This is a genomic window from uncultured Methanobrevibacter sp., from assembly GCF_946184425.1.
Classification (GTDB): Archaea; Methanobacteriota; Methanobacteria; order Methanobacteriales; family Methanobacteriaceae; genus Methanocatella.
Genome location: NZ_CAMHFP010000041.1, coordinates 1 through 19,997 on the forward strand (window position 1 = coordinate 1; position 19,997 = coordinate 19,997).

General features: G+C 31.9%; 28 protein-coding genes. 13 read left to right on the forward strand and 15 right to left on the reverse strand.

Annotation, left to right across the window (positions count from 1 at the left end; genetic code table 11):
- Positions 1-9: 9 nt before the first annotated feature.
- The 4 genes from Q0P94_RS08580 (at position 10) to Q0P94_RS08595 (ending at position 2,944) form a co-directional block, all read left to right on the forward strand.
- Positions 10-123, forward strand: a complete 114-nt coding sequence (locus tag Q0P94_RS08580) for a DUF2115 family protein (protein ID WP_295115717.1) — start codon at positions 10-12, stop codon at positions 121-123.
- An 11-nt stretch (positions 124-134) separates the two neighbouring features.
- Positions 135-659 carry a TIGR00730 family Rossman fold protein gene (locus tag Q0P94_RS08585; protein ID WP_295115674.1) on the forward strand — a complete coding sequence of 175 codons (525 nt, stop codon included), beginning with the start codon at positions 135-137 and terminating at the stop codon, positions 657-659.
- Positions 660-765: 106 nt separating this feature from the next.
- Entirely contained in the window at positions 766-2,196 is a 1,431-nt protein-coding gene (locus Q0P94_RS08590; RefSeq protein ID WP_295115676.1) for a B12-binding domain-containing radical SAM protein, read from the forward strand.
- A 100-nt stretch (positions 2,197-2,296) separates the two neighbouring features.
- Positions 2,297-2,944 carry a hypothetical protein gene (locus tag Q0P94_RS08595; protein WP_295115678.1) on the forward strand — a complete coding sequence of 216 codons (648 nt, stop codon included), beginning with the start codon at positions 2,297-2,299 and terminating at the stop codon, positions 2,942-2,944.
- Positions 2,945-3,062: 118 nt separating this feature from the next.
- Here Q0P94_RS08595 and Q0P94_RS08600 read toward each other — a convergent pair whose 3' ends face one another.
- Both Q0P94_RS08600 and Q0P94_RS08605 read right to left on the reverse strand, forming a co-directional pair.
- Positions 3,063-3,935: a hypothetical protein gene (locus tag Q0P94_RS08600; protein WP_295115679.1), complete on the reverse strand. Its 873-nt coding sequence runs from the start codon at positions 3,933-3,935 to the stop codon at positions 3,063-3,065.
- An 84-nt stretch (positions 3,936-4,019) separates the two neighbouring features.
- On the reverse strand, positions 4,020-4,556 hold the full coding sequence (locus Q0P94_RS08605) for a flavodoxin family protein (RefSeq protein WP_295115680.1): 537 nt from the start codon (positions 4,554-4,556) through the stop codon (positions 4,020-4,022).
- Positions 4,557-4,618: 62 nt separating this feature from the next.
- Between Q0P94_RS08605 and Q0P94_RS08610 the strand changes: the two genes are divergently transcribed.
- Complete coding sequence (locus Q0P94_RS08610) at positions 4,619-4,813, forward strand: hypothetical protein (RefSeq protein WP_295115682.1); 195 nt, start codon at positions 4,619-4,621, stop codon at positions 4,811-4,813.
- Positions 4,814-4,896: 83 nt separating this feature from the next.
- On the opposite strand, the gene Q0P94_RS08615 is transcribed toward Q0P94_RS08610, so the two are convergent.
- Positions 4,897-5,547: a YitT family protein gene (locus Q0P94_RS08615; RefSeq protein ID WP_295115684.1), complete on the reverse strand. Its 651-nt coding sequence runs from the start codon at positions 5,545-5,547 to the stop codon at positions 4,897-4,899.
- 57 nt (positions 5,548-5,604) lie between these two features.
- Here Q0P94_RS08615 and Q0P94_RS08620 point away from each other — a divergent pair, with 57 nt between their 5' ends.
- Positions 5,605-6,075, forward strand: a complete 471-nt coding sequence (locus Q0P94_RS08620) for a MarR family winged helix-turn-helix transcriptional regulator (RefSeq protein ID WP_295115685.1) — start codon at positions 5,605-5,607, stop codon at positions 6,073-6,075.
- Positions 6,076-6,117: 42 nt separating this feature from the next.
- Here Q0P94_RS08620 and Q0P94_RS08625 read toward each other — a convergent pair whose 3' ends face one another.
- The gene (locus Q0P94_RS08625) at positions 6,118-6,582 is read right to left on the reverse strand and encodes a HEAT repeat domain-containing protein (protein WP_295115687.1); all 465 of its coding nucleotides are present in this window, start codon (positions 6,580-6,582) and stop codon (positions 6,118-6,120) included.
- 181 nt (positions 6,583-6,763) lie between these two features.
- Here Q0P94_RS08625 and aksF point away from each other — a divergent pair, with 181 nt between their 5' ends.
- Genes aksF through Q0P94_RS08640 form a run of 3 tightly spaced genes read left to right on the forward strand, consistent with a single transcriptional unit; the run spans position 6,764 to position 9,631 of the window.
- Positions 6,764-7,753, forward strand: a complete 990-nt coding sequence (gene aksF / locus Q0P94_RS08630) for a homoisocitrate dehydrogenase (protein WP_295115689.1) — start codon at positions 6,764-6,766, stop codon at positions 7,751-7,753.
- Positions 7,754-9,223, forward strand: coding sequence for a class I adenylate-forming enzyme family protein (locus Q0P94_RS08635; protein ID WP_295115691.1), 1,470 nt, complete (start codon positions 7,754-7,756; stop codon positions 9,221-9,223).
- 3 nt (positions 9,224-9,226) lie between these two features.
- Positions 9,227-9,631: a GNAT family N-acetyltransferase gene (locus Q0P94_RS08640; protein WP_295115693.1), complete on the forward strand. Its 405-nt coding sequence runs from the start codon at positions 9,227-9,229 to the stop codon at positions 9,629-9,631.
- Positions 9,632-9,643: 12 nt separating this feature from the next.
- Here the strand turns inward: Q0P94_RS08640 and argB are convergent, their stop codons facing one another.
- A complete protein-coding gene (argB, locus tag Q0P94_RS08645) occupies positions 9,644-10,507 on the reverse strand; it encodes an acetylglutamate kinase (RefSeq protein ID WP_295115695.1) in 864 nt (287 codons plus the stop codon).
- Positions 10,508-10,607: 100 nt separating this feature from the next.
- On the opposite strand from argB, the gene Q0P94_RS08650 reads away from it, so the two are divergent.
- A complete protein-coding gene (locus tag Q0P94_RS08650; RefSeq protein WP_295115697.1) occupies positions 10,608-11,285 on the forward strand; it encodes a 4Fe-4S binding protein in 678 nt (225 codons plus the stop codon).
- A 265-nt stretch (positions 11,286-11,550) separates the two neighbouring features.
- On the forward strand, positions 11,551-11,820 hold the full coding sequence (locus tag Q0P94_RS08655; protein WP_295115699.1) for a hypothetical protein: 270 nt from the start codon (positions 11,551-11,553) through the stop codon (positions 11,818-11,820).
- Positions 11,821-11,829: 9 nt separating this feature from the next.
- Here Q0P94_RS08655 and Q0P94_RS08660 read toward each other — a convergent pair whose 3' ends face one another.
- The 6 genes from Q0P94_RS08660 to Q0P94_RS08685 all read right to left on the reverse strand — a co-directional run bounded on the left by Q0P94_RS08660 (position 11,830) and on the right by Q0P94_RS08685 (position 16,086).
- Positions 11,830-12,519 (reverse strand): hypothetical protein, encoded by a 690-nt coding sequence (locus Q0P94_RS08660; RefSeq protein ID WP_295115700.1) that lies wholly within the window; start codon positions 12,517-12,519, stop codon positions 11,830-11,832.
- A 67-nt stretch (positions 12,520-12,586) separates the two neighbouring features.
- On the reverse strand, positions 12,587-12,835 hold the full coding sequence (locus tag Q0P94_RS08665; protein ID WP_295115701.1) for a hypothetical protein: 249 nt from the start codon (positions 12,833-12,835) through the stop codon (positions 12,587-12,589).
- Between the two features lie 150 nt (positions 12,836-12,985).
- Positions 12,986-13,573: a DUF998 domain-containing protein gene (locus Q0P94_RS08670; protein WP_295115702.1), complete on the reverse strand. Its 588-nt coding sequence runs from the start codon at positions 13,571-13,573 to the stop codon at positions 12,986-12,988.
- A gap of 3 nt (positions 13,574-13,576) precedes the next feature.
- The gene (locus tag Q0P94_RS08675) at positions 13,577-14,515 is read right to left on the reverse strand and encodes an SAP domain-containing protein (RefSeq protein ID WP_295115703.1); all 939 of its coding nucleotides are present in this window, start codon (positions 14,513-14,515) and stop codon (positions 13,577-13,579) included.
- Complete coding sequence (locus tag Q0P94_RS08680) at positions 14,508-15,626, reverse strand: low temperature requirement protein A (RefSeq protein WP_295115705.1); 1,119 nt, start codon at positions 15,624-15,626, stop codon at positions 14,508-14,510. The genes Q0P94_RS08675 and Q0P94_RS08680 overlap by 8 nt, the downstream gene beginning before the upstream one ends.
- Before the next feature lie 202 nt (positions 15,627-15,828).
- Positions 15,829-16,086 carry a hypothetical protein gene (locus Q0P94_RS08685; protein ID WP_295115706.1) on the reverse strand — a complete coding sequence of 86 codons (258 nt, stop codon included), beginning with the start codon at positions 16,084-16,086 and terminating at the stop codon, positions 15,829-15,831.
- A gap of 51 nt (positions 16,087-16,137) precedes the next feature.
- Between Q0P94_RS08685 and Q0P94_RS08690 the strand changes: the two genes are divergently transcribed.
- Positions 16,138-16,305, forward strand: coding sequence for a hypothetical protein (locus Q0P94_RS08690; RefSeq protein WP_295115708.1), 168 nt, complete (start codon positions 16,138-16,140; stop codon positions 16,303-16,305).
- A 6-nt stretch (positions 16,306-16,311) separates the two neighbouring features.
- Here the strand turns inward: Q0P94_RS08690 and Q0P94_RS08695 are convergent, their stop codons facing one another.
- Positions 16,312-16,641 (reverse strand): hypothetical protein, encoded by a 330-nt coding sequence (locus Q0P94_RS08695; RefSeq protein ID WP_295115709.1) that lies wholly within the window; start codon positions 16,639-16,641, stop codon positions 16,312-16,314.
- Between the two features lie 180 nt (positions 16,642-16,821).
- Between Q0P94_RS08695 and Q0P94_RS08700 the strand changes: the two genes are divergently transcribed.
- Positions 16,822-17,346 (forward strand): hypothetical protein, encoded by a 525-nt coding sequence (locus Q0P94_RS08700; protein WP_295115710.1) that lies wholly within the window; start codon positions 16,822-16,824, stop codon positions 17,344-17,346.
- Here Q0P94_RS08700 and Q0P94_RS08705 read toward each other — a convergent pair whose 3' ends face one another.
- The 3 genes from Q0P94_RS08705 to Q0P94_RS08715 form a co-directional block, all read right to left on the reverse strand.
- Entirely contained in the window at positions 17,347-18,360 is a 1,014-nt protein-coding gene (locus Q0P94_RS08705) for an alcohol dehydrogenase catalytic domain-containing protein (RefSeq protein ID WP_295115711.1), read from the reverse strand. It abuts the gene before it with no gap.
- On the reverse strand, positions 18,353-19,063 hold the full coding sequence (locus tag Q0P94_RS08710; RefSeq protein WP_295115713.1) for a 2-C-methyl-D-erythritol 4-phosphate cytidylyltransferase: 711 nt from the start codon (positions 19,061-19,063) through the stop codon (positions 18,353-18,355). Before Q0P94_RS08710 ends, Q0P94_RS08705 begins: the two co-directional genes overlap by 8 nt.
- A gap of 141 nt (positions 19,064-19,204) precedes the next feature.
- Positions 19,205-19,807, reverse strand: coding sequence for a class I SAM-dependent methyltransferase (locus Q0P94_RS08715; RefSeq protein WP_295115715.1), 603 nt, complete (start codon positions 19,805-19,807; stop codon positions 19,205-19,207).
- Positions 19,808-19,997 lie beyond the last annotated feature (190 nt).

The window sequence follows — 19,997 nt, forward strand, 5'->3', positions numbered from 1 at the left end:
CCCGGAAGTTTGTTTGTTGAGAAAAGAAATGGTAAATTTTTATGCCCAGTAAAGGACAATCAAAAAGACAATAATGATGCAATCTGCCATTTATGCCTGGCCGAACAAACACCCGACATTTAGGAGATGAACGCATGAACATTTGTTTATATGGATCAGGAAGCAGGAAAATAGATGAAATTTATACAGATAACGCATATGAATTAGGATGTGAAATTGCCAAACGTGGACATACTTTAGTATTTGGTGGTGGAGACACTGGAATGATGGGATCATGTGCAAAAGGAGTTCATGACAATGACGGGAAAACAATTGGAATAGCACCGGAATGGATTGGAAATTTTGAACCACTATGTGAAAAGTGCAGTGAGTTCATTTATGCCAACACAATGGATGAGAGAAAAAACAAGTTTTTGGAACTCTCCGACGCATTTATAATAACTCCAGGAGGAATCGGCACATTGGATGAATTTTTTGAAATAATAACACTTAAAAAACTGAAACAACACGATAAAGAAATAATCGTCTTTAATATCAATAATTTCTTTAATAAAATGTTTGAAATGATTGACGAAATGGATGAAAAGGGATTTCTCTACAAGCAGGAAGAAATCTTTAAAAAAGCCAATGCCATCGATGAAATTTTTGAAATTTTATAGATTAACCATCATATCGCAATTAAGTTTTGACAGCACAATATTAAAAATAAAATTTATATATTAAACAGTTTAATTATTATAATAAAAAATCAAAATTGATGATATCATGAAAGTTACTTTTCTCAATCCCCCTCAGACAAATTCCAAATATAAATTTCTAGGCGTTGTAGCACCATCACTAGGTATAGGTTATATGTCCGCCGTTTTAGAACAAAATAATATTGATGTTGACGTATTAGACGCCTCCGCATTGGAATTAACTTACGATGAGATTGGCGAAGAAATTTTAAAAAGAAATCCAGATATTGTATCTATTAGTGCTTTAACACCTACAATCGGTGTTGCTCTTGATTCAGCAGATAAAATAAAACAAGTCAAACCGAATACCATAATTGTTTTAGGGGGTTACCATCCCACATTTGAATTTCAAAGTGTTTTAGAAGAAGAGAGCGTTGACGTTGTTGTAAGGGGTGAAGGGGAGTACACTTTACTTGAACTTGTTCAAACAATAGAAAATAATGGAGATTTGAAAAAAGTTCAGGGGTTAGCTTTTCATGATAAAACTGACAATTCATTAGTTGTTACCCCAGACCGACCGATAATTGAAAATTTGGACGAATTACCTTTCCCGGCTTTTCACTTGTTTCCAATGGAGAAATATAGGATTTTGAATATCACCACCAATGTTGCAACTATTATTACTACCAGAGGCTGTCCGATGCAATGTTCCTTTTGTTCATCAGCCGCCCTTCATGGACATAAATTACGCAGAAGGTCTGTGGAAAATGTAGTGGATGAAGTGGAAATGAGATTGAAGGAGCAAAATATCGATACAATAGCATTTATGGATGATACATTCACTTTAAATAAACGCTTTGTAAGAGAATACTGTTCCGAAATTAAACGACGTGGTTTAAAATTTTGGTGGGGATGCACATCTAGAGTCGATACACTTGATGAGGAATTATTACAAACCATGAAAGATGCCGGTTGCATAACCATTTTTATGGGTGTTGAAAGTGCAGACCAACAGATGCTTGAAAAAATGAACAAAAATATTACCGTTACAAAAACGGAAAATGCATTTAAACTCGCTCGAAAAGTAGGAATAAGAACTATAGCCTCCTGTGTTATTGGAATGCCAGAGGATACCCATAAAAGCATTAATCAAACAATTGATTTTGTTAAAAAATTAAACCCAAATTATGCATTATTTAGTCTTGCTACACCCTATCCTGGAACTCGTTTTTATAATGAAACTTTTAAAAAGAATTTAATTAAAATTAAGGACTGGTCCAAATTTACACTTATCGATCCAGTTTTAGAAACTATTGACTGTTCCAGCCAGGAACTTCGAAAAATTCAGAAAAAAGCATTTCTAAAATTTTATTTAAGGTTAGGTTATCTTATCCGCCAAGTACCAGATGACGGTTTTATTTTATTAAAGACAGTTTTTGGTGTTTCAAAGCAAATTTTATCCAAACAAACAAACGGAAATACAAATTATAATAAAACCAATATTAACAAAAGCAAATAATATTTTAAAGGTTAACATCAATACTGATGAACAGGGAGCAAAATTTAAAAATATAGAAATACTTTTTAAGAAATTCCAATCAATATTTAATGTGTTAATTATGATAAGCGATACTGAAGCTCTAAAAATAGCCGAAAAAGTTGAAAATGCAAATAACTTGGACATTAAAAAAACAATTGAAAAAGCAGCAACTGCAGGGTATTTAGGCGAAGAGCACTTTTACTGTACCGTCCTTGAAGAAGGAGGGTTGACATATACTGTTCCTGAAATATTGGGAGACCGATACAAATCCCATCCTCTTGATAACCTTTATTTTGATATTATTTCAAAAGCTTTAGACCTTGATGGAATTTACATCTCCCTAGGATACTGCGCATCCAATCTAATAATACAGGATAATGAATACGAACAAATAATTGAATATGACGATTATGATTTAGATAAAGATGAATTAGAATATATGGTCGAATATAGCTTAATCACTGCAGGTTGCCTTAAAAAATTCAAGATTTATGCAGAAGAAGGTATTGCATCACCAAGGCGGACAGACGATCTCGGACTGATGATAAACATATTCGACGGAGATTATAAGGCATTTTTCGCTTTAAGGTCAACCGACCAATGCATGAGCAGCTTTAGAGTCCTTCCGCTTAAAGACGACTATCCGAAGGAACACCTGTTATCCTTAAAGAATCCCATAAACAAAATATTAATTGAAATGATAGGCGAAACCATAATTACAAAATAATCCCCAACAACCATAAAATTACCATTGAAAAGAAAGACAATTTGCTTTTATATTGAAAAATTCCATTTTAACCTAATTATTTATAAATATTATGAACTGCCTTGCACTAAACGAACATTTAATCATTATTCATCTTTTTAATCAGTCTTAAAAATAGTATTGCAAAAATAATTCCACTACCCCAAACAAAAACTTTTCTTACAATGCCCTCGAAAGATAAATCCACAGGAATTCCACTGGAAATATTACCTCCAGTGATAATAAATCTCAATACTACATAACACACTACCAATATACAAACATATGCAAGAAAACCCTCTTTTCTTCTAATTTCAAAAAATAGAACTTTATTTAACTGGTCCGGAAACACAAACAATAACTGGAATATGAATGTTAAAACAAATAGTACAATTGCCAAGATAGAATCTGAATTCATCAAATTATACGCAGCTAAATAGCCATAAATTCCCAAGCCTAAATTTAATAATCCATAGCAACTAGGATGATATCCTAAAATGACCTCCTCCCCTTCAATGGAACTGTTATCATTAAAAACATCTGTCCTAAAAAACAAAGCTATAAACGGAAGTAAGAATGCAAAGCTAATGAAAAAACCCTTAGTTAAATTATCAAGTATAAATCCAACAATCAATATAATAAAAACAAGACCAGGAATAAGATATGCAAGACTTTTTGATATAAACTGATATGTGGAACCAAATCTAATATCTGAATAGAAACCATATTTTTCATTAATTTTGGAATAAAACATCAAAGGATAAAATAACCCAAGATAAAATACAAGTACTCCAAATAACAGCAATAGTACTCTCCAATCATGACTATCCACATACATCCATAACAAAATTAATGTCACAAAAATTGTAAGTGGGGCTATTATTCCAATTTTTTCCTTAACCGATAAACTTTCAATATCAGTTAAAATAAAATATCTGAAAAAAAATCTAGAAAATTTAGAATCTCCATCCATATAATGCCACACATAAGTGTTTATGTAAAGTAAATATACTTTACATATTTCAGACATATAAATTTTACTTTAAGTTTAATTAAGTTACTTTAAACTTTTTCCAAGTTCATAAGCTTCATCAGGATATTTTGAAAACTCAGTCATTGAAGGTGTGCCGCAGCCATAACCTAAAACTCTTCCACAATCAACAAGATTAAGATATCTAACCAAAGTGTCATAATGAGCTTCCAAAGCATCAAATGTCCAGTCATCACTGTTATATGCAACAGTCAGAAGCACAGACTTCATATGTTTTTGCTGGATTGAAAAATTTCTTGAGCAGAACCTGTCGATTAATGTCTTCAATTGGGCAGACATTCCATAGTAATAGAGAGGAGTTACAAAAACAAGCATGTCCGCATTAAGAATTTTTCCACGAAACATATCCATATCATCATCTAGCACACAATCACCCTCATAACCGCAATGCACACAGCCTATGCAAGGACCAATATCGCAATGAGCCGCATCAATCTCTTCAATGGTATGGCCGGCTTCACGGGCGCCATTAATAAAATTTTCTGCAAGCATATTTGAAGAACCGTTTTTGTTTGGACTTCCTTTTAAAACTAAAATTTTCATGTTAAAACCTCAAATATAATTTTATAGATTAATGTATATATGTTAATTCAAGGAGGATTAAAATGAAAAGTAAAATATTACTTACAGCAATAGCCATTTTGATATTGGCATGCAGCATTACTGCAATTTCAGCAGAAAAGACAACATATGACGGGCATTCCTTTGAAATTCCTGAAGGGTACAAAAATTTAAATTCAACTGATGAACAGTTAATTTTAACCAATAACGAAAAGCAAACAAGATTTTATACGAGTTAAGTATTTACTCATTGAATGAATTGAATTGCAGCAAATTAAATGAAGATATAAAAGGGGAACTTCTAAAAAGTTATAGCAATAGCTTAAACCTCAATTAAATTATCCACATAATCACCGAAATATTTTTTAAAAATCCTTACTATAGGTCCTATTATGAAAGCTGAAAGCACTGTTCCTTCACGAACCCCCGCAAGATAACCTAAAAATATTATTGACAATACAACGGCAGTCACTACAAATGAGACATCACAATATGGCTTCACTTTTCCAAATTCTTTTTTTAAGGTTTTTGAAATTGCAACAATGAAACCATCACCTGGAATGAAAACTACCTCTGTTTTAACCTCAAGTAAAACTCCAAAAGCCATTACAACACAACTCATCAACAGAACAACAACCTGAGAAACATAATCTGCAGGATTTATGAAATTTATTAGCATCAGTGAAAAATCGATAAATACAGAAAATATTGTTCCAATAACAATCTGGAGAAACTGACGTTTTTCAAATCCCTCTCTTAAAAGAATAATCTGTATTGCAATTAATATAATACTGAATATGAAACTTGTTGTTCCAACACTCAGGTTTGTAATTAAACTTGAAACATATGGAATGCAAATCAGAGGAGAAGTTCCAAGATTAGCCTTAATTGATAATGACGCTCCAAGAGCGATTATGAATAATGATATTAAATAAATGATATATCTCTTGAATTTTTTTACATTAACATTCATATCAGATAATATACTTTTAAAAATATTTAAATATTTCCTAGGAAAGATTATATCATAATGAAATTTAGAAACATATCAGACCTTACAGACAACGACTTAAAAGAAACACCATTCGAATTTCTAATTATGAAATTGAATGACATTTGTCTAATCAGCTTGAATAAAAAATTGAAAGCCCTTGATTTGACAATCAATCAAGCAAATTTTTTGGTGGTTATCAATACCGAAGAATGTCTGCCACAATCATACATTTCACAGCTGCTCAATATCCGTGGTGGAAGCGTCACCAAGGCATTGAAAAGACTTGAAAGCAAGGGCTTTGTCGAAATAAACCCAAATCCTGAAAACAAAAGTAAAAATATAGTAAAAATTACTGAAAAAGGACGTGAAGTAACAGAAAAATTCATTAAAACAATTAATGAAATAGAAAACAATATATTTGATGACTTTACTTATGACGAAAAAGAAAAATTAAAAATAAATCTAAGAGACTTATCCAAAAAATATTATCAGTTAGAAAATCAGTGAATTTAGAAAAAAAAGAAAATTTAAAGATAATTTGAAATTATCTTATTTTTTAATTGAAGCAATTGCGCTTTGTGCACCTTGTTTTACATAACCGCTTTCATCATCAAGCAATTTTTCAAGTGCAGGAATAGCTCTTTCATCATCCAAGTTACCTAAAGCCCATGCAGCAGCTCCTCTAACTCTCCAATCTCCATCATCCAAAGTTGCAATTAAAGGTTCTACAGCAGGTTCGCCCATACGGCTTAAAGCAGTGGATGCTTCTCTTCTGACTAACTTATTGTTGTCATTTAAAGTTTCAATTAATGCAGGAATAGCCTTAGGATCATTAATTGCACCTAATAATGTAGCTGCATTTAATCTTATTTGTTTTTTTCTGTGAGATAATGCATCAATTAATGGATCTAATGCTTCATCAGCTCTTAATTCTAATTCTCCAACTGCATCTTCAACAACAAAATCATCTTTGTCGTTTAATAATTCAATCAATTCATCGATACTTCTTTCCATTTCAATCCCTCTTAAACTCAATAAGGAAAAATTATTGATATTTTTGTAGTTATTATAATATTATGTTTTGCCATATATAAAAGTATTTCGATAGTATACGAACAAAATTATTTTGACTACTATTAAATAGCATAAAATTAATATTATTAATATACGAACAAAATTGTATTAAGGGAAAATAATGTATAATATTGCAATAATCGGCGGAGATGGAATAGGAAACGAAGTAATGGATTCCTGCGAATATTTACTTGATAAATTAGACTTAGACTTTAGTTTTGAATATGGGATTGCAGGATTTGAGTGCTTTAACAATACTGGAAGCACCCTACCTGAAGAAACAATAAAGATAGCTAAAAAAAGTGATGCCGTTTTATTTGGAGCATCAACATCAACACCAGGTCAACCAAGCCCCATAATTAATTTAAGAAAAGCATTGAATGTTTATGCCAATATCAGACCAATTAAATCCTACAAAGGTGTGAACTGCATACGTGATGATATTGATTTTGTAATTGTAAGGGAAAATACCGAAGGCCTTTACTCACAGGTGGAATACGGTGATTGCGACAGAATGATTGCCGAAAGGCACATAACAAAAAAGGCATCCAAGAGAATTTCAAAAGCTGCCTTCAACTTGTGCATCAAAAGGGGACAAAGCAAGGTTACATGTGTCCACAAGGCCAATGTACTAAAAAAGACCGACGGAGTATTCCGGGAAAGTTTTTACAATGTAGCAAAACAATATCCCCAAATTGTCTCACAAGACTATTATGTCGATGCAATGGCAATGTATCTGATTACACAACCCCAAAACTTTGACGTGATTGTTTCAAGCAATCTTTTTGGAGACATATTGTCTGATGAAAGTGCCGGCCTGGTTGGAGGATTGGGTCTTGCACCATCCGGAAATATCGGAGACAATAACGGATTATTTGAACCTGTTCACGGATCTGCACCGGACATTGCGGGAAAAAATATTGCAAACCCCTGTTCAATGATTCTATCCGCTTCCATGATGCTAGACTATCTGGGAGAATGGGAAATCTCAAACGACATTAAAAAAGCCGTCGAAAAAGTAATTGCCGACTGTAATATCAGAACTCCAGATTTAGGTGGAGATTCATCAACAATGGATGTTACAAAAGCTATTGTGAAGGAGTTAATTTAAATGTTAAACATTACCACTTTTTTAGATGCAAATTCAAAACGCCTGGACAAGGATGTATTATACAATCCAACAACAGGGAACAAATTCAATTCCCAAGAAATTTTATCCATCATTTCAGAAATCGGACGTGACTTGAAAAATTCCGGAGTGAAAAATGGAGATCGAGTTTTAATTTATCTGAAAAACTCAGAAGAGTACTTGTTTTCACTTTTTGCAATCTGGAGAATAGGAGCAATTGCCATTCCAACAAATATAGTAATGACTGCTTCTGAGCTTGAATATATCGCAAGTGACTCAAAAGCCAAATTAATGATTTGTGATGAAAAGTCAAAAAATCTGATTGACATCAACACATATATTCCAAAAAATATTATAGACCATAAAGATTGCGAGGTATTGCCTGCTGAAAATACCGATTGGGATGACTTATGCCAATTACAGTACACCTCCGGAACTACAGGTAAGCCAAAAGGTGCAATGCTCACACATGGAAATTATTTCAGTGCAATCCACAATGAATGTGACGTTCTAACCCTAAAACAGGACGATGTTTTTTTAGGAATTTACCCAATGGCACATGTAGGTTTATCCTGGGCGATTTCAGCATTAAGGGCAGCGGCTTATTATATTCTAATAGAACAGTTTAATATTGATGAATATCTGGAGTTATGTGAAAAAGAAAAAGTTACAGTACTAACCGGAATGCCACCTGTAATCCATTCCCTGACAACAATGGATGCCCGTAAACATTTAAGAACTGTTCGTGAAATCATATCCGGAGGAGGTCCTCTTCACAAAAAGATATGGAAAGATTTCCACCAAACTTACCAAATCCCAATCATTAACGCTTACGGACTGTCCGAAACTATCGTTATCGGAACTGGGACTGTAATCAGACCGGAAGATTACTGGGAAGCAGACCGTTTTGAGAGTGTTGGCCACCCAGTATGCTTTTCTGAAGTTAAAATCGTTGATGAAACAGACTCTTCAAAGATTTTGCCTCCATATGACCAGGGCGAAATTGCCCTCAGAGGTCCAGCAGTAGCTAAGGGTTACTGGGGAAATGAAGAGAAAACAAAATCTGCATTTTTAGATGATGGATGGTTTTTAACAGGAGATATAGGATATCTTGATGATGACAACCGCCTGTTCATTACAGACCGTAAAAAGGACATGATTGTAATGAGCGGATGGAAAATTTATCCAACCGAAGTTGAAGAGGTTCTGATAAAATATCCTGCTGTAAAAGAAATAGCTATTTTCAGCATTAACGATTGCCACAGAGGCGAAATCCCCGTTGCAGCAGTTGTGTGGAAAAATGAAGCGGATGATGAAGGACTAATCAGATATGCACGTGAAAACTTATCCAGATATAAAGTTCCCAAAAAGATATTCACTCTTGATGAGCTTCCAAGAGTAAACGGCTGGAAATTACTTAGAAGAGAACTGCGGAAAATGTTTAAGGAGTGAAAAATGAGTATAACCTACAAAAATACTCACAACTTTTCAAAAAGAGAACTTGAAGAGCTATTTCTATCAGTTAAGTGGTCTTCTGGAGAATTTCCTGAAAAGCTGGTAATTACTATGAGAAATATCAATTGCGTTTACTCCGCATGGGATGGTAATGAACTGGTTGGATTGATTTCAGCCATGGATGACGGCATAATGAATGCTTATATCAATTACCTTCTTGTTAAACCAGAATATCAACTTAAAGGAATCGGAAAAACATTGGTTGAAAAAGTCAAAAAGCACTACAAGGATTACCAAAGAATAGCTGTTATTACCATGCATGAAAAAAGCAGATTCTATGAATTTTGTGACTTTGAAAAAAGAGAAGATAAAGTCCCATTATTTCTAACGGAACTGAAAGATTAAAAAAAACCAAAATTATTCAAAAATCATTGTTCCAATACCATTGGTTGTAAAAATTTCATAAAGCATAGCATGCTCTATTCTTCCGTCAATGATATGGCATGATTTAACACCATTTTCAATAGCTTTCACACAGGTTTCGATTTTTGGAATCATTCCACCAGTGATAATTCCTTCTTCAATTAAACCTGGAACTTCTGAGATCCTGATTTTTTGAATTAATGATGAAGGGTCTGAAGGGTCTCTTAAAACACCTCTGACATCGGTTAAAATGATTAATTTTTCTACATCCATTGCACCTGCAATTTCACCTGCAGCAGTATCAGCATTCAAATTCAAACTGTGTCCATCTTCATCAATACCAATTGGAGATATTACTGGAGTTACATCATATTCCAAAAACATTTCCAATAATTCAGTATTGATTCTTTCAACCTCTCCAACAAAACCCAAATCAACAATTTCCTCATCGATTTTACTGGCCGGTTTTTTATGAGCATAAATCAAACTTGAATCTTTACCGGATAAGCTTATTGCATCACCGTCATGCTTAATAAGTTCTGAAACAATCTCAGTTGAGATTTTACCTGCAAGAACCATTTCAATGATTTCCATTGTTTCCTCATCAGTGACTCTTAAACCTTTGATGAACTTTGATTCTTTTCCCAGTTTTTCCATGGATCTTGAAATTTCAGGACCTCCACCATGTACAATAATAGGTTCCATTCCTACGTATTTAAGCAATACAACATCACGGGCAGTAGATGATTTTGCCTTGTCATCTATCATCGCATGACCGCCGTATTTTATTAAAATCTTTTTACAATAAAATTCTTTAATAAATGGTAACGCTTCAACTAAAACATCAATATCAATCATTTTATCACTACATTAAATATTCATTTTTATCATTTATAAGTTTTTGAGTAAAAAAGAGCATACACTATTATTTATATGTTCACAAACCATATTCATTAGTATGTCTGATATGAATAGTCTAAAATCATACCTTAAAAAGTTAGGTGCAAGTAAAATTGGCTTTGCTGACGTTGAAGGTCTGGCCAGTGAATTCATTGATTTGCCCAATGCCATCAGCATTGTTTTAAAGATTCCCAAAGAAACAATACAGCTGGTCAAAGACGAAAACTATGAAGAATACTGGAAAAATTTTCATGGTCAAATTGACATATTGACCGATATTGCCCTTAAAGGTGAAAAATACATTAAAAGTTTAGGATACGATGCATTCGGACTGACAATGACTCGAAACGAATGTGACATGAAAAAACTGTTAAGCATATTGCCCTATAAAACAATTGCAACAAAATCCGGACTTGGGTGGATTGGACGCTCTGCACTATTTGTCACCCCAGAATACGGTTCAGCTGTTGCACTGGGCGCTATTTTAACCGATATGCCGCTTGATTTTGGAACACCTATTACAGATTCTCAGTGCGACGAATGTAGAAACTGTCAGGACGCCTGCCCAGTAGATGCGATAAATCCCCAAAAATGGAATGACAGATTAAACAGGGAAGATATCATTGATATTGAAACCTGCAGCGAATATATAATTGACCAGTATAAGGCAGGACTCGGATGCACAAAATGCATGAGCGAATGCAAACTCACACAAGAATATTTGAAAAGAGATTAATATGGCTTTTTTAAGACCTGCAGAAATTGACTAGGCAGAAGAAATCTTAAAGTTCTACCAAGATTTGATATGCGCCCTCAATAATAGTGAATTTAAACCAAAATGGAATCTTCAATATCCAAATTTGACTTTTATCAAAAATTCAATTGAAAAAAATGAATTATTCATTTACAAAAAAATGACACAATAATTGCAAGCGCTGTTGTAAATAATGAATTTCCCGAAGAATACGAAAAAATCAACTGGCTGATTAAAGCAGAAACTCATGAAATTACAGCAATTCATACTTTTGCAATTAATACTGATTTTATGGGTTTTGGAATTGGAAAAAAAAATATTCAATGAAATTAAAGAAAATTCATTGAAAAGAAATCAAAAAACTATTAGAATTGATGTGATTAATGAAAATGAAGGTGCACATAAAGTTTTTACAAAATTAGGATTTGAATATGTAGACGCCGTTGAAACATTTCATTATGCAGTAGGTGTAGAAAAATTTCACCTATATGAATTTCCATTAAAAAAGAGCAAGTAAAGCCCTTTTTTAATCATAACCCTCAGATTCCAGATAATCATCAATTGCATAGTTATCACCATATTCATAATGATCATAATAAGCACCAGGGTCAGTTCTGGATAATGTATATCTGTCAGGAACTACAGTATGATAATGACTGGATTGACTTGGATAATAGCTGGTGTAACCGGTAGGAGTATAAGTCAACTCAAAGCCCTCCCTATTAAGACCTAATATTTCATACATCACTTCAGATTCTGTGAAATTAACTTTATCCGTGCTTAACATGACTCCATAGACATAATTATTCTCATAGGAGTATTCGACAAAGCATTTACCCTCCACATCACCAATCAGATAAGTAGAAATGTATTGATTCACCTGCTCGTTTTTAATCCAATTATATTTGTCCGGCGTTGTTTTCCAGATTATGAAATAATCCTCATCACCATACAAACCAATATAAGTTATCTTTTTAGCATCAAAATAATTTATTTGACCAACAGAGGTATTGAATGAACCGTCCGAAATATTTTCTTCTTTAGTTTTTAAATTATACTTAAGAGTGACATTTAAAAAATCATCCCCTCCAATTTTTTCAAATACAACATCATCAAAATCTGCTTTAGGAGGATTTAAAAAAGAATGGATTCCAAAAAAAACAACCAGCACAACAATTATGAATATTAGGCCAAAAATTATTTTTTCATTTGACATGATAATATATTCACAAGTTATACTTAATATATTAATCTAAAAAAAAATAAGCAGGAGTTTAAAACTCCTATAATCCACATTTGAATTTGAATCTGTATTCCTGATTTACGATTTCCATTCCAATGAATGAACCTTCTAAAATATCTGCAACTTTTTGCAAGTCTTCTGCAGTTATTTCACTACCGTTTGCGATAGGTGAGAAAAATGTAATCTCATCATCAGTTATTAAGTAGTTTAAAAGTTTTGTGTTTTCTTTTTGGTATTTTTCGACAATTGCTAAGATTTTTTCTTCAATTTCTTTATCTAAGTTTGCCATATTATCACCTTTAATATTAATTAAATAATATAGTATATAAATTTTATGTAGATGTAGGTAACAAAAAAGTTACTTTTATTTGAAGCATCTAATTAAATTAAAGAAACCATCAAAGAAATTATATAATATAAAGTTAAAATATGAAATAATTTATAGATTTGTTAAGTAAATGCCAGTTGAAAAACTCCAGACAATCAATGTATAAACGGAAAGTCTTTCAAAAACAGGCATGTAAATACTTTTCATGTTGAAAAACATCACCCAAAATATAATTATCCCCATAATACCTAGAATTAAAGTTATTTTTTGATATTTGGCAAATTCCTCCATGGACCTTGAAATTAAAACAAGCATAATATTTCCTCCAAGTATTGCCATTACCGCACCAAGCGTATGGTAACCTGAAGTTAATGGATTACCCCCATGAATCAAACCAACGAGAATTACTCCCAACCCCGTGATTAACACAAAAACATTGACAATCACATTACGTTTAACTATACAATCATTAAATTTATAAAAATTTCCAAAAATCAATGTTAATCCAATTAAAATAAAAGCAGAATTCATCAACCAGAACAATGGAGAATTGGCGTTAGGAATTCCAAGTTCAGAGATTGTATGAAAAAAATAAGTATTGATTAAAGAAGCATTGAAAAAAGTTGCAGAAATAGCTTCAGCTAGAATATAGTAAATACTGCCTATTAAAAAGATAATTCCAGCAACTTTACACTTCATAATTTAAATTCCAAATTTTTTATTAAAGTATTTCTCTTTTAAGTCGAAATTAAGCTCTTCAATGTCTGCACCACCAATGGCCTTTTGTAAAGTTTTATAACAAGTCTTTTTAGGTACAGTAATACTTTTAATATGAGATTTAGCCCAGATTTTGTCAAATCTTTTCTTTAAATTACCTAAATCCACTTTTTCTATAACATTTTTTAAGTTAATTATGTTTGCTTCACTAATAACCTCATAACTGGCATATTCCTGTGCATCTAATGAAATTGGATTCAAACCTAATATATAGTGTTGTAAATCATAATCTAAGAAGGATTCATAATCCCCATCATATGCATAAACATGTGCCTTGGCAGATAAAGCAAGTCTGAACACTAAAAATTGATTATTGATTAATGCTCTTGACAATATTTCATCACAGAAGTTCAAACCGGTCTGAATAATATCTTCAGAAGATCCCGCGACAAATTTTTCATAGTCTTCAAAACTGAATTGAACAAGTGCAAACATGTATAAATCAATCCAAGCATTCTCATCCAAAAATTCATGTGCCTTATCAGTTAATTCCAAATCATCAGATTTATTAAAATCACTTAATGTTGCTTCACCGGATTCATCTTCACCATTTAAGACAGGTAAAACTCTTTCAACAAGCTCCTGTTTTTTACCGGAAACTTTTAAACCATTTTCTCTTAAAATATCCTTCAACTCAGCAACTGTGTATTTTTTAGATATTTCTTCAGCAGTTAATGAATCTTCACTAACTTCTTCACCGGAACTAAATTCACCTTCAAGATATCCTTCATCAACCAAATACTTAATACAATCTTCAGCAGATGGAAAAGTTCCGAAATTGCCCTCATTCAAAATATCTTCAAGTTCATAACCACTGTTTAAAAAATTTAAAACATTGAATACTTCTAATTTTTGTTCACTCACTTAAACACCCTTTTTCTTTAGTCAGCAAAATTTTAAAATTGCCAACAGTTATAATTAAACTCCCTATTAAGAAAGCATATAAATTTGAAATAAATATTAAGATAATGGCTATTCCCAAAATAGTTACCATTATCATTGATAATATATCTTTTTTTGTTATTTTAATATTTTCCTTATAATACTCATTATTTACCATAATTGAAACATAGAAAATAACTAGCGAAACAATCATTAAAACACTAGCAAATACTGGATTCACATCACCACTATGAATCAGCTCTAATGCAACAGTTACAAGATTGATACTTATCACAATGAAGTAATGGCTGAACATTAATCTTAATGATCTTTCAACACGCATATGCTCCATCAGATTATGAATCTGAACAACATATGAACCGAACATAGTTAAAACTATGAAAAATACTAAAATTGGAACAAATGTGAAATTTGAAACATCAAAAAAGTGAGTCAAACCAACGATTGCCTCACCAAATGTGATAATGGTCAAAAGTTCAAATCTCTCAACCAAATGCGGAAAACTAATAATACTCTTATCAAAGTGTCCTCTGATGAAAAACGGAAGGAATGCTCCTCCTAAAACCGCAATTACATCAATTATTATAATGTATTCCGCAGAAACATTGAGAAATATCGAAAGTATTGCAAGAAGATAAATCACACAGACAATTGATAATATTGAAATTGAATTACCTGCTGCTCCCTTTAGAGATTTTTCCCGTCTGGCCTGAATGGCATATAAAACCACAACAGTTAGAAGCATTATAAGCATTGCCAAGTTAAACGTGAATGACATGGACGCCCAATTGGGCGAAATGGTGTTTGCCATATAGATTACGGCAATCATATTTATGCAAACCAAAGCATAGTCATGCCATTCCCATTTACCATAACGATTCACATAATTTGTAAAGTAAAGCCAAGCCTGAAGAATTACAAAAGATGTAATCACATAAATAAAAAAGTTAGACGGTGCAATTATTCCATTTACCGGCTCTGAAACAATTGCAGTTAATTTTGATATTGCATATACAAAAATCAAATCATAAAACAATTCTATTAATTCAACAGGTTTAATCTTTACTTCCATGATATTAAATTATACTTTAAATGATATCTATTTTTTGTAAAAAAAAGAAAAATCGTTAAAACATCAACTGTTTTTCAGTCATTCCATTAATGGTTTAACACACGGACAAATAAATTTCAGACATATTTTTTCTGGAAAACACAGTATAATAAAAATGTGCAAAACCAAAACTAAGAAAATAAAATTTTAAAAAAAAAACAAATTAAGGATTGCACGCCTCATCAGCGGCACCCATAATCACTTTGATTTCATCGGAAATATTTATCTCTGAAATCTTTTTTGGAGAATCATATTTAGCAGAATAATAAGCCTGAGCATAATTCATTGTAACATACATTACATCCTTAAAATCAACTATAAACTCTTCTTCAGGTATTTTGTTTAAAATATCAATTAATTCTATTGCAATTTCACTTGTTTCCAAATCTTCACCAAATTCAGCACCCACATTAATTAACATGTTTACACCTACAATAATATTTAAAATTAATCATTAATATAATTAGACAATATGAAAACATGCCCCCAATGTAAAAAACCATTAAAAAAAGTATTTCACGGTGAACCCGATGATGAATTGGCTATTGAATCATTGACAAATGAAATAATAATCGGAAACTGCTGTGAAAGTAACTGCAATTATTATTGCGAATATTGCGACGAATTTTTCTGTTTATGAATTTTATCAATCAAGACCCAGCATGTCCCTGTCAGGATCGGCATTTTTGAAAAGGTTAATTTTGACATCACTTTTCCATGTGAACTTCAGAAGCCCTCCATGAATTATTGATAAATCATCATCCGAAAAACCATCCAAATAGTAAATTTTACCCCTATGACCCACATTCATCATGAACCTGATTAAATGTCTGTGAACCATGACTGAAAAAGGCTTATACACAACAATGTCATCTGTAATGTATTCAACCAACTGATTTATTTCAAAAATGTCCGGAGTTAACACTTCAACATCACAGTTGGGAAATTTTTCAGAAATTATTGAATTGTAATCCACAATATCACCTAGTAAATAATTTAATTGTGACACCTATTAAAATTATGGTAACTTAAAAATATTGTTATATACATTCAATATTGATTTAACAATGTAAAATTGATTTAAAATATAACATACTAATTTATAAATCTTTGATTCATATATACAAACTATAAAACAAATTATACAGGCTAAATTATGAATAAAAAAGATTTTGATTTAAGAGTGAATGTTATCCAAAAAACATTCAATGACATGAGAAAAATAAAATGTTCAACTCCTAAGCATGAGCGTGAAATTGGAGAAGACATTTACCCCGGCGGAGATATCTTTACGACAGAAGATGGTGAGTTTATTGATTTGGAATTTCAAATAGATGATTTTGACGAAGATGAACTTGTAAAATATATTGAACTTGCAGAAGCATTATATGAAAAACATCACAAACACGTTTCAATTTATATAATCTGTCCAAGTACAATTAACGTTTGCATGAAGGAATGTCAAATATTTTCACATGCCGACTTTACCATCAAACTGGCATGTATTAATGAAGATCCCTGTGATATAATTCTTAACATTATTAAGGATAAAATAAAAAATAGTGAAAATCTTGACAGTGATGACATTAATGCGCTTGCAATGCTGCCTGTAAAGTGTCAGCCGGAAAAAAGAAATTATTTTTTAAGGGAATATTTTAAGATAATAAATAAACTATTTTAATTAAATATTCCATTTTAAAATAGTTTTACCAAATTTAGAAACATAATCCTTATCAAATGATTCCTTTAAATCATTTAAAGAATTTATTTCACAAACATCAGTGATAAGTTTCTCCAAATATTCAAATAACTGCGGATTCTGTTTGAGAATTTCAACAACTCCAATAAAATCTTCCCTATCCGACCTGCTGTTTCCCTGAATAGTCAATCCTTTCTCTAAAACCATCCGTGTATTAATAGGTACGGGATATTCACTTACACCAAACAGGTTTATAGTACCCTGAGGATTTATTATATCAATTATCTGCTCAATTGCAGATTGGGATGCACTTGAGCCAACACATTCAAATGCATGGTCAATTTCAATATCACGAACATCATGAATCCTATAGATTTCATCGGCAAATGAAAATAGATTTAAATTTTCCCGATGTTTTCCAAATACGATTACTTTGGATTCAGGGAAAATTTCTTTTAAAAGCAATGAGGTTATAAAACCCAGATTTCCATCACCCCAAACGCCCAGTGCATCTTTGGAAGTTACAGCAATCTGTTTAAATTTATTTATTCCCTGATATGCTACAGAAATCAGTTCAATAAATGCTGAAACATTAAGATTAAAATCATCAGGTATTTTAATAACCCTGTCAGAATCCAAATTAACCAGATCAGATGTAAAACCATCAAATCCACTGCCTCTGAATTTAGAATTATAAGAATAATTAGGCAAATACCCGTCATCCTTGAAAGGTGTGTTTGGAATCATGACCACTTTATCGCCAGCTTCAAAATTGCCCTCACCATCAAAAACAACTTCACCGATAGCTTCATGAATCAGTGCCATAGGCAATTTTTCATCCAAAACCTCAGCAGGTCTTGAACCTTGATAATATCTTTGATCAGCTTGGCAAATTGAAAGATGTGTTGGTCTTACGATGACACCATCCAATTCAACTTCATCAATTGCTTCCTCAAAGAATTTTGGAGATTTCAACCTGTAAACAATGTTAATCATGGATATCCTCAAGTATTGTATTTGCTAATTTTAAATCATACGGATAGGTGATTTTGATATTGGTAACTTCACCTTCAACCAGATATACATCTTCATCTTTAAGTGTGAATATTTTGCATGCATCTGTTAAAATATTACTTTCTTCTTCGGTTAAACTATTGATTAAATTGAAAAGTTTCTTTATATTGAAGCTCTGAGGAGTTTGACCTTGGTAATAATAATCCCTCACAGGAATGCTTTCTATGGTGGTACCATTAATGCTTTCAACAATTGTGTCGGTAGCCGGAATTACAGTATCACAAGCACCATATCTTTTAGCTGCACGTATATTATCTTCAATAATCCTGTGGGTTAAAAACGGACGGACAGAATCATGAGTAATAATTATTGACTCATCATCAATCCCATGATTTTCTTTGATATAATTAATACTATTTAATATAGTGTCATTTCTAGTTTGTCCACCTTCAATAACAACCACATCCCTATAATCCGGAATGTACTTTTCAATTAAATGATTAGTATGATTAATAAAATTTTTAGGTGTTAAAACGATTATTTGATCAATGTTACTGTTAATTACGAATTTTTCAATTGTATGAACAATAACAGGTTTATCACCTAATGTTAAAAATTGTTTTGGGGTATCAGTGCCCCCCATTCTGGAACCTATTCCACCTGCAAGTATTGCTGCAAAAATCATCAATATTACTCCTTAAAAAAAGTGAAATTAATTAATATTTCACAATTCCATATCTATTAAATTAAAATCTATAAAAAATAGTATATAATAATTTTCAATGAAAAAAGAAATTGATTGAAAAAGAAAAATTCAAATTTAAAATTAATTCTTTTCAAACATTATCAAATAGTGGGACTTGCCTTCTGGAATATCCTCACCTATTTCTTCATTCAAATAAATCTTTTTAAGGTCATGACTTGAGAATAATTTTTCCAAATCTTCAGGAGATGACCTCATTTTTGTAGGGGGTCCATTTGGAACATCCCATGCTTTGTAATCCATTATAGCGATTTTACCATCATCTGAAACAATTCTTTCTAGTTCTGAAACTGCTTCATCCAATTTTCTTGATGCTTTAAATCCATGAAATACATTAACAAGAAGAACAACATCCACTGAAGCATCTTCAACTCCCGGAATCCCCTCGGTAATATCAGCTTCAATATTGATTAAATTTTCAACATCATTTTCTTTTTTATAGGCCTCCATATCCTCAATTGATGCATCATAAATATCCACTGCATAAACTGTTCCCTTATGACCATAATCCTCTAAAAGCTTTATGGTATTATGACCATCACCACAACCGGCATCCATAAAAGTTTCATCACCGTTAAGCTTCAATTCATTTATAATCTCATCAGAATCTAAGAAAAAAGCGCTGGAAAATCCATGAGCTCTGTGTCCGTTTTCAGGCATCATCATTTTTATCACCTAGATAATAATCTTTAAAAAATAGTATTTAATAATTTTCAATATGATGAAATATACACAACAAGTAAAAAAATAGTTAAAATAAATAAAAAAAGTTATAAGAGGATTATTTTTTCCAAGTTTGTTTTACTCCTCTTCCTCTTTTACTACCAGGTTTAGTATAACTTCTTTTTTGTCTGGT

Bases quoted from the DNA above. Each gene is read 5' to 3' on its own strand.
- Q0P94_RS08585 (WP_295115674.1), top strand. From the start codon at position 135: ATGAACATTTGTTTATATGGATCAGGAAGCAGGAAAATAGATGAAATT.
- Q0P94_RS08590 (WP_295115676.1), top strand. From the start codon at position 766: ATGAAAGTTACTTTTCTCAATCCCCCTCAGACAAATTCCAAATATAAA.
- Q0P94_RS08595 (WP_295115678.1), top strand. From the start codon at position 2,297: ATGATAAGCGATACTGAAGCTCTAAAAATAGCCGAAAAAGTTGAAAAT.
- Q0P94_RS08600 (WP_295115679.1), bottom strand. From the start codon at position 3,935: ATGGATGGAGATTCTAAATTTTCTAGATTTTTTTTCAGATATTTTATT.
- Q0P94_RS08605 (WP_295115680.1), bottom strand. From the start codon at position 4,556: ATGAAAATTTTAGTTTTAAAAGGAAGTCCAAACAAAAACGGTTCTTCA.
- Q0P94_RS08610 (WP_295115682.1), top strand. From the start codon at position 4,619: ATGAAAAGTAAAATATTACTTACAGCAATAGCCATTTTGATATTGGCA.
- Q0P94_RS08615 (WP_295115684.1), bottom strand. From the start codon at position 5,547: ATGAATGTTAATGTAAAAAAATTCAAGAGATATATCATTTATTTAATA.
- Q0P94_RS08620 (WP_295115685.1), top strand. From the start codon at position 5,605: ATGAAATTTAGAAACATATCAGACCTTACAGACAACGACTTAAAAGAA.
- Q0P94_RS08625 (WP_295115687.1), bottom strand. From the start codon at position 6,582: ATGGAAAGAAGTATCGATGAATTGATTGAATTATTAAACGACAAAGAT.
- aksF (WP_295115689.1), top strand. From the start codon at position 6,764: ATGTATAATATTGCAATAATCGGCGGAGATGGAATAGGAAACGAAGTA.
- Q0P94_RS08635 (WP_295115691.1), top strand. From the start codon at position 7,754: ATGTTAAACATTACCACTTTTTTAGATGCAAATTCAAAACGCCTGGAC.
- Q0P94_RS08640 (WP_295115693.1), top strand. From the start codon at position 9,227: ATGAGTATAACCTACAAAAATACTCACAACTTTTCAAAAAGAGAACTT.
- argB (WP_295115695.1), bottom strand. From the start codon at position 10,507: ATGATTGATATTGATGTTTTAGTTGAAGCGTTACCATTTATTAAAGAA.
- Q0P94_RS08650 (WP_295115697.1), top strand. From the start codon at position 10,608: ATGTCTGATATGAATAGTCTAAAATCATACCTTAAAAAGTTAGGTGCA.
- Q0P94_RS08655 (WP_295115699.1), top strand. From the start codon at position 11,551: ATGAAATTACAGCAATTCATACTTTTGCAATTAATACTGATTTTATGG.
- Q0P94_RS08660 (WP_295115700.1), bottom strand. From the start codon at position 12,519: ATGTCAAATGAAAAAATAATTTTTGGCCTAATATTCATAATTGTTGTG.
- Q0P94_RS08665 (WP_295115701.1), bottom strand. From the start codon at position 12,835: ATGGCAAACTTAGATAAAGAAATTGAAGAAAAAATCTTAGCAATTGTC.
- Q0P94_RS08670 (WP_295115702.1), bottom strand. From the start codon at position 13,573: ATGAAGTGTAAAGTTGCTGGAATTATCTTTTTAATAGGCAGTATTTAC.
- Q0P94_RS08680 (WP_295115705.1), bottom strand. From the start codon at position 15,626: ATGGAAGTAAAGATTAAACCTGTTGAATTAATAGAATTGTTTTATGAT.
- Q0P94_RS08685 (WP_295115706.1), bottom strand. From the start codon at position 16,086: ATGTTAATTAATGTGGGTGCTGAATTTGGTGAAGATTTGGAAACAAGT.
- Q0P94_RS08690 (WP_295115708.1), top strand. From the start codon at position 16,138: ATGAAAACATGCCCCCAATGTAAAAAACCATTAAAAAAAGTATTTCAC.
- Q0P94_RS08700 (WP_295115710.1), top strand. From the start codon at position 16,822: ATGAATAAAAAAGATTTTGATTTAAGAGTGAATGTTATCCAAAAAACA.
- Q0P94_RS08705 (WP_295115711.1), bottom strand. From the start codon at position 18,360: ATGATTAACATTGTTTACAGGTTGAAATCTCCAAAATTCTTTGAGGAA.
- Q0P94_RS08710 (WP_295115713.1), bottom strand. From the start codon at position 19,063: ATGATTTTTGCAGCAATACTTGCAGGTGGAATAGGTTCCAGAATGGGG.
- Q0P94_RS08715 (WP_295115715.1), bottom strand. From the start codon at position 19,807: ATGATGATGCCTGAAAACGGACACAGAGCTCATGGATTTTCCAGCGCT.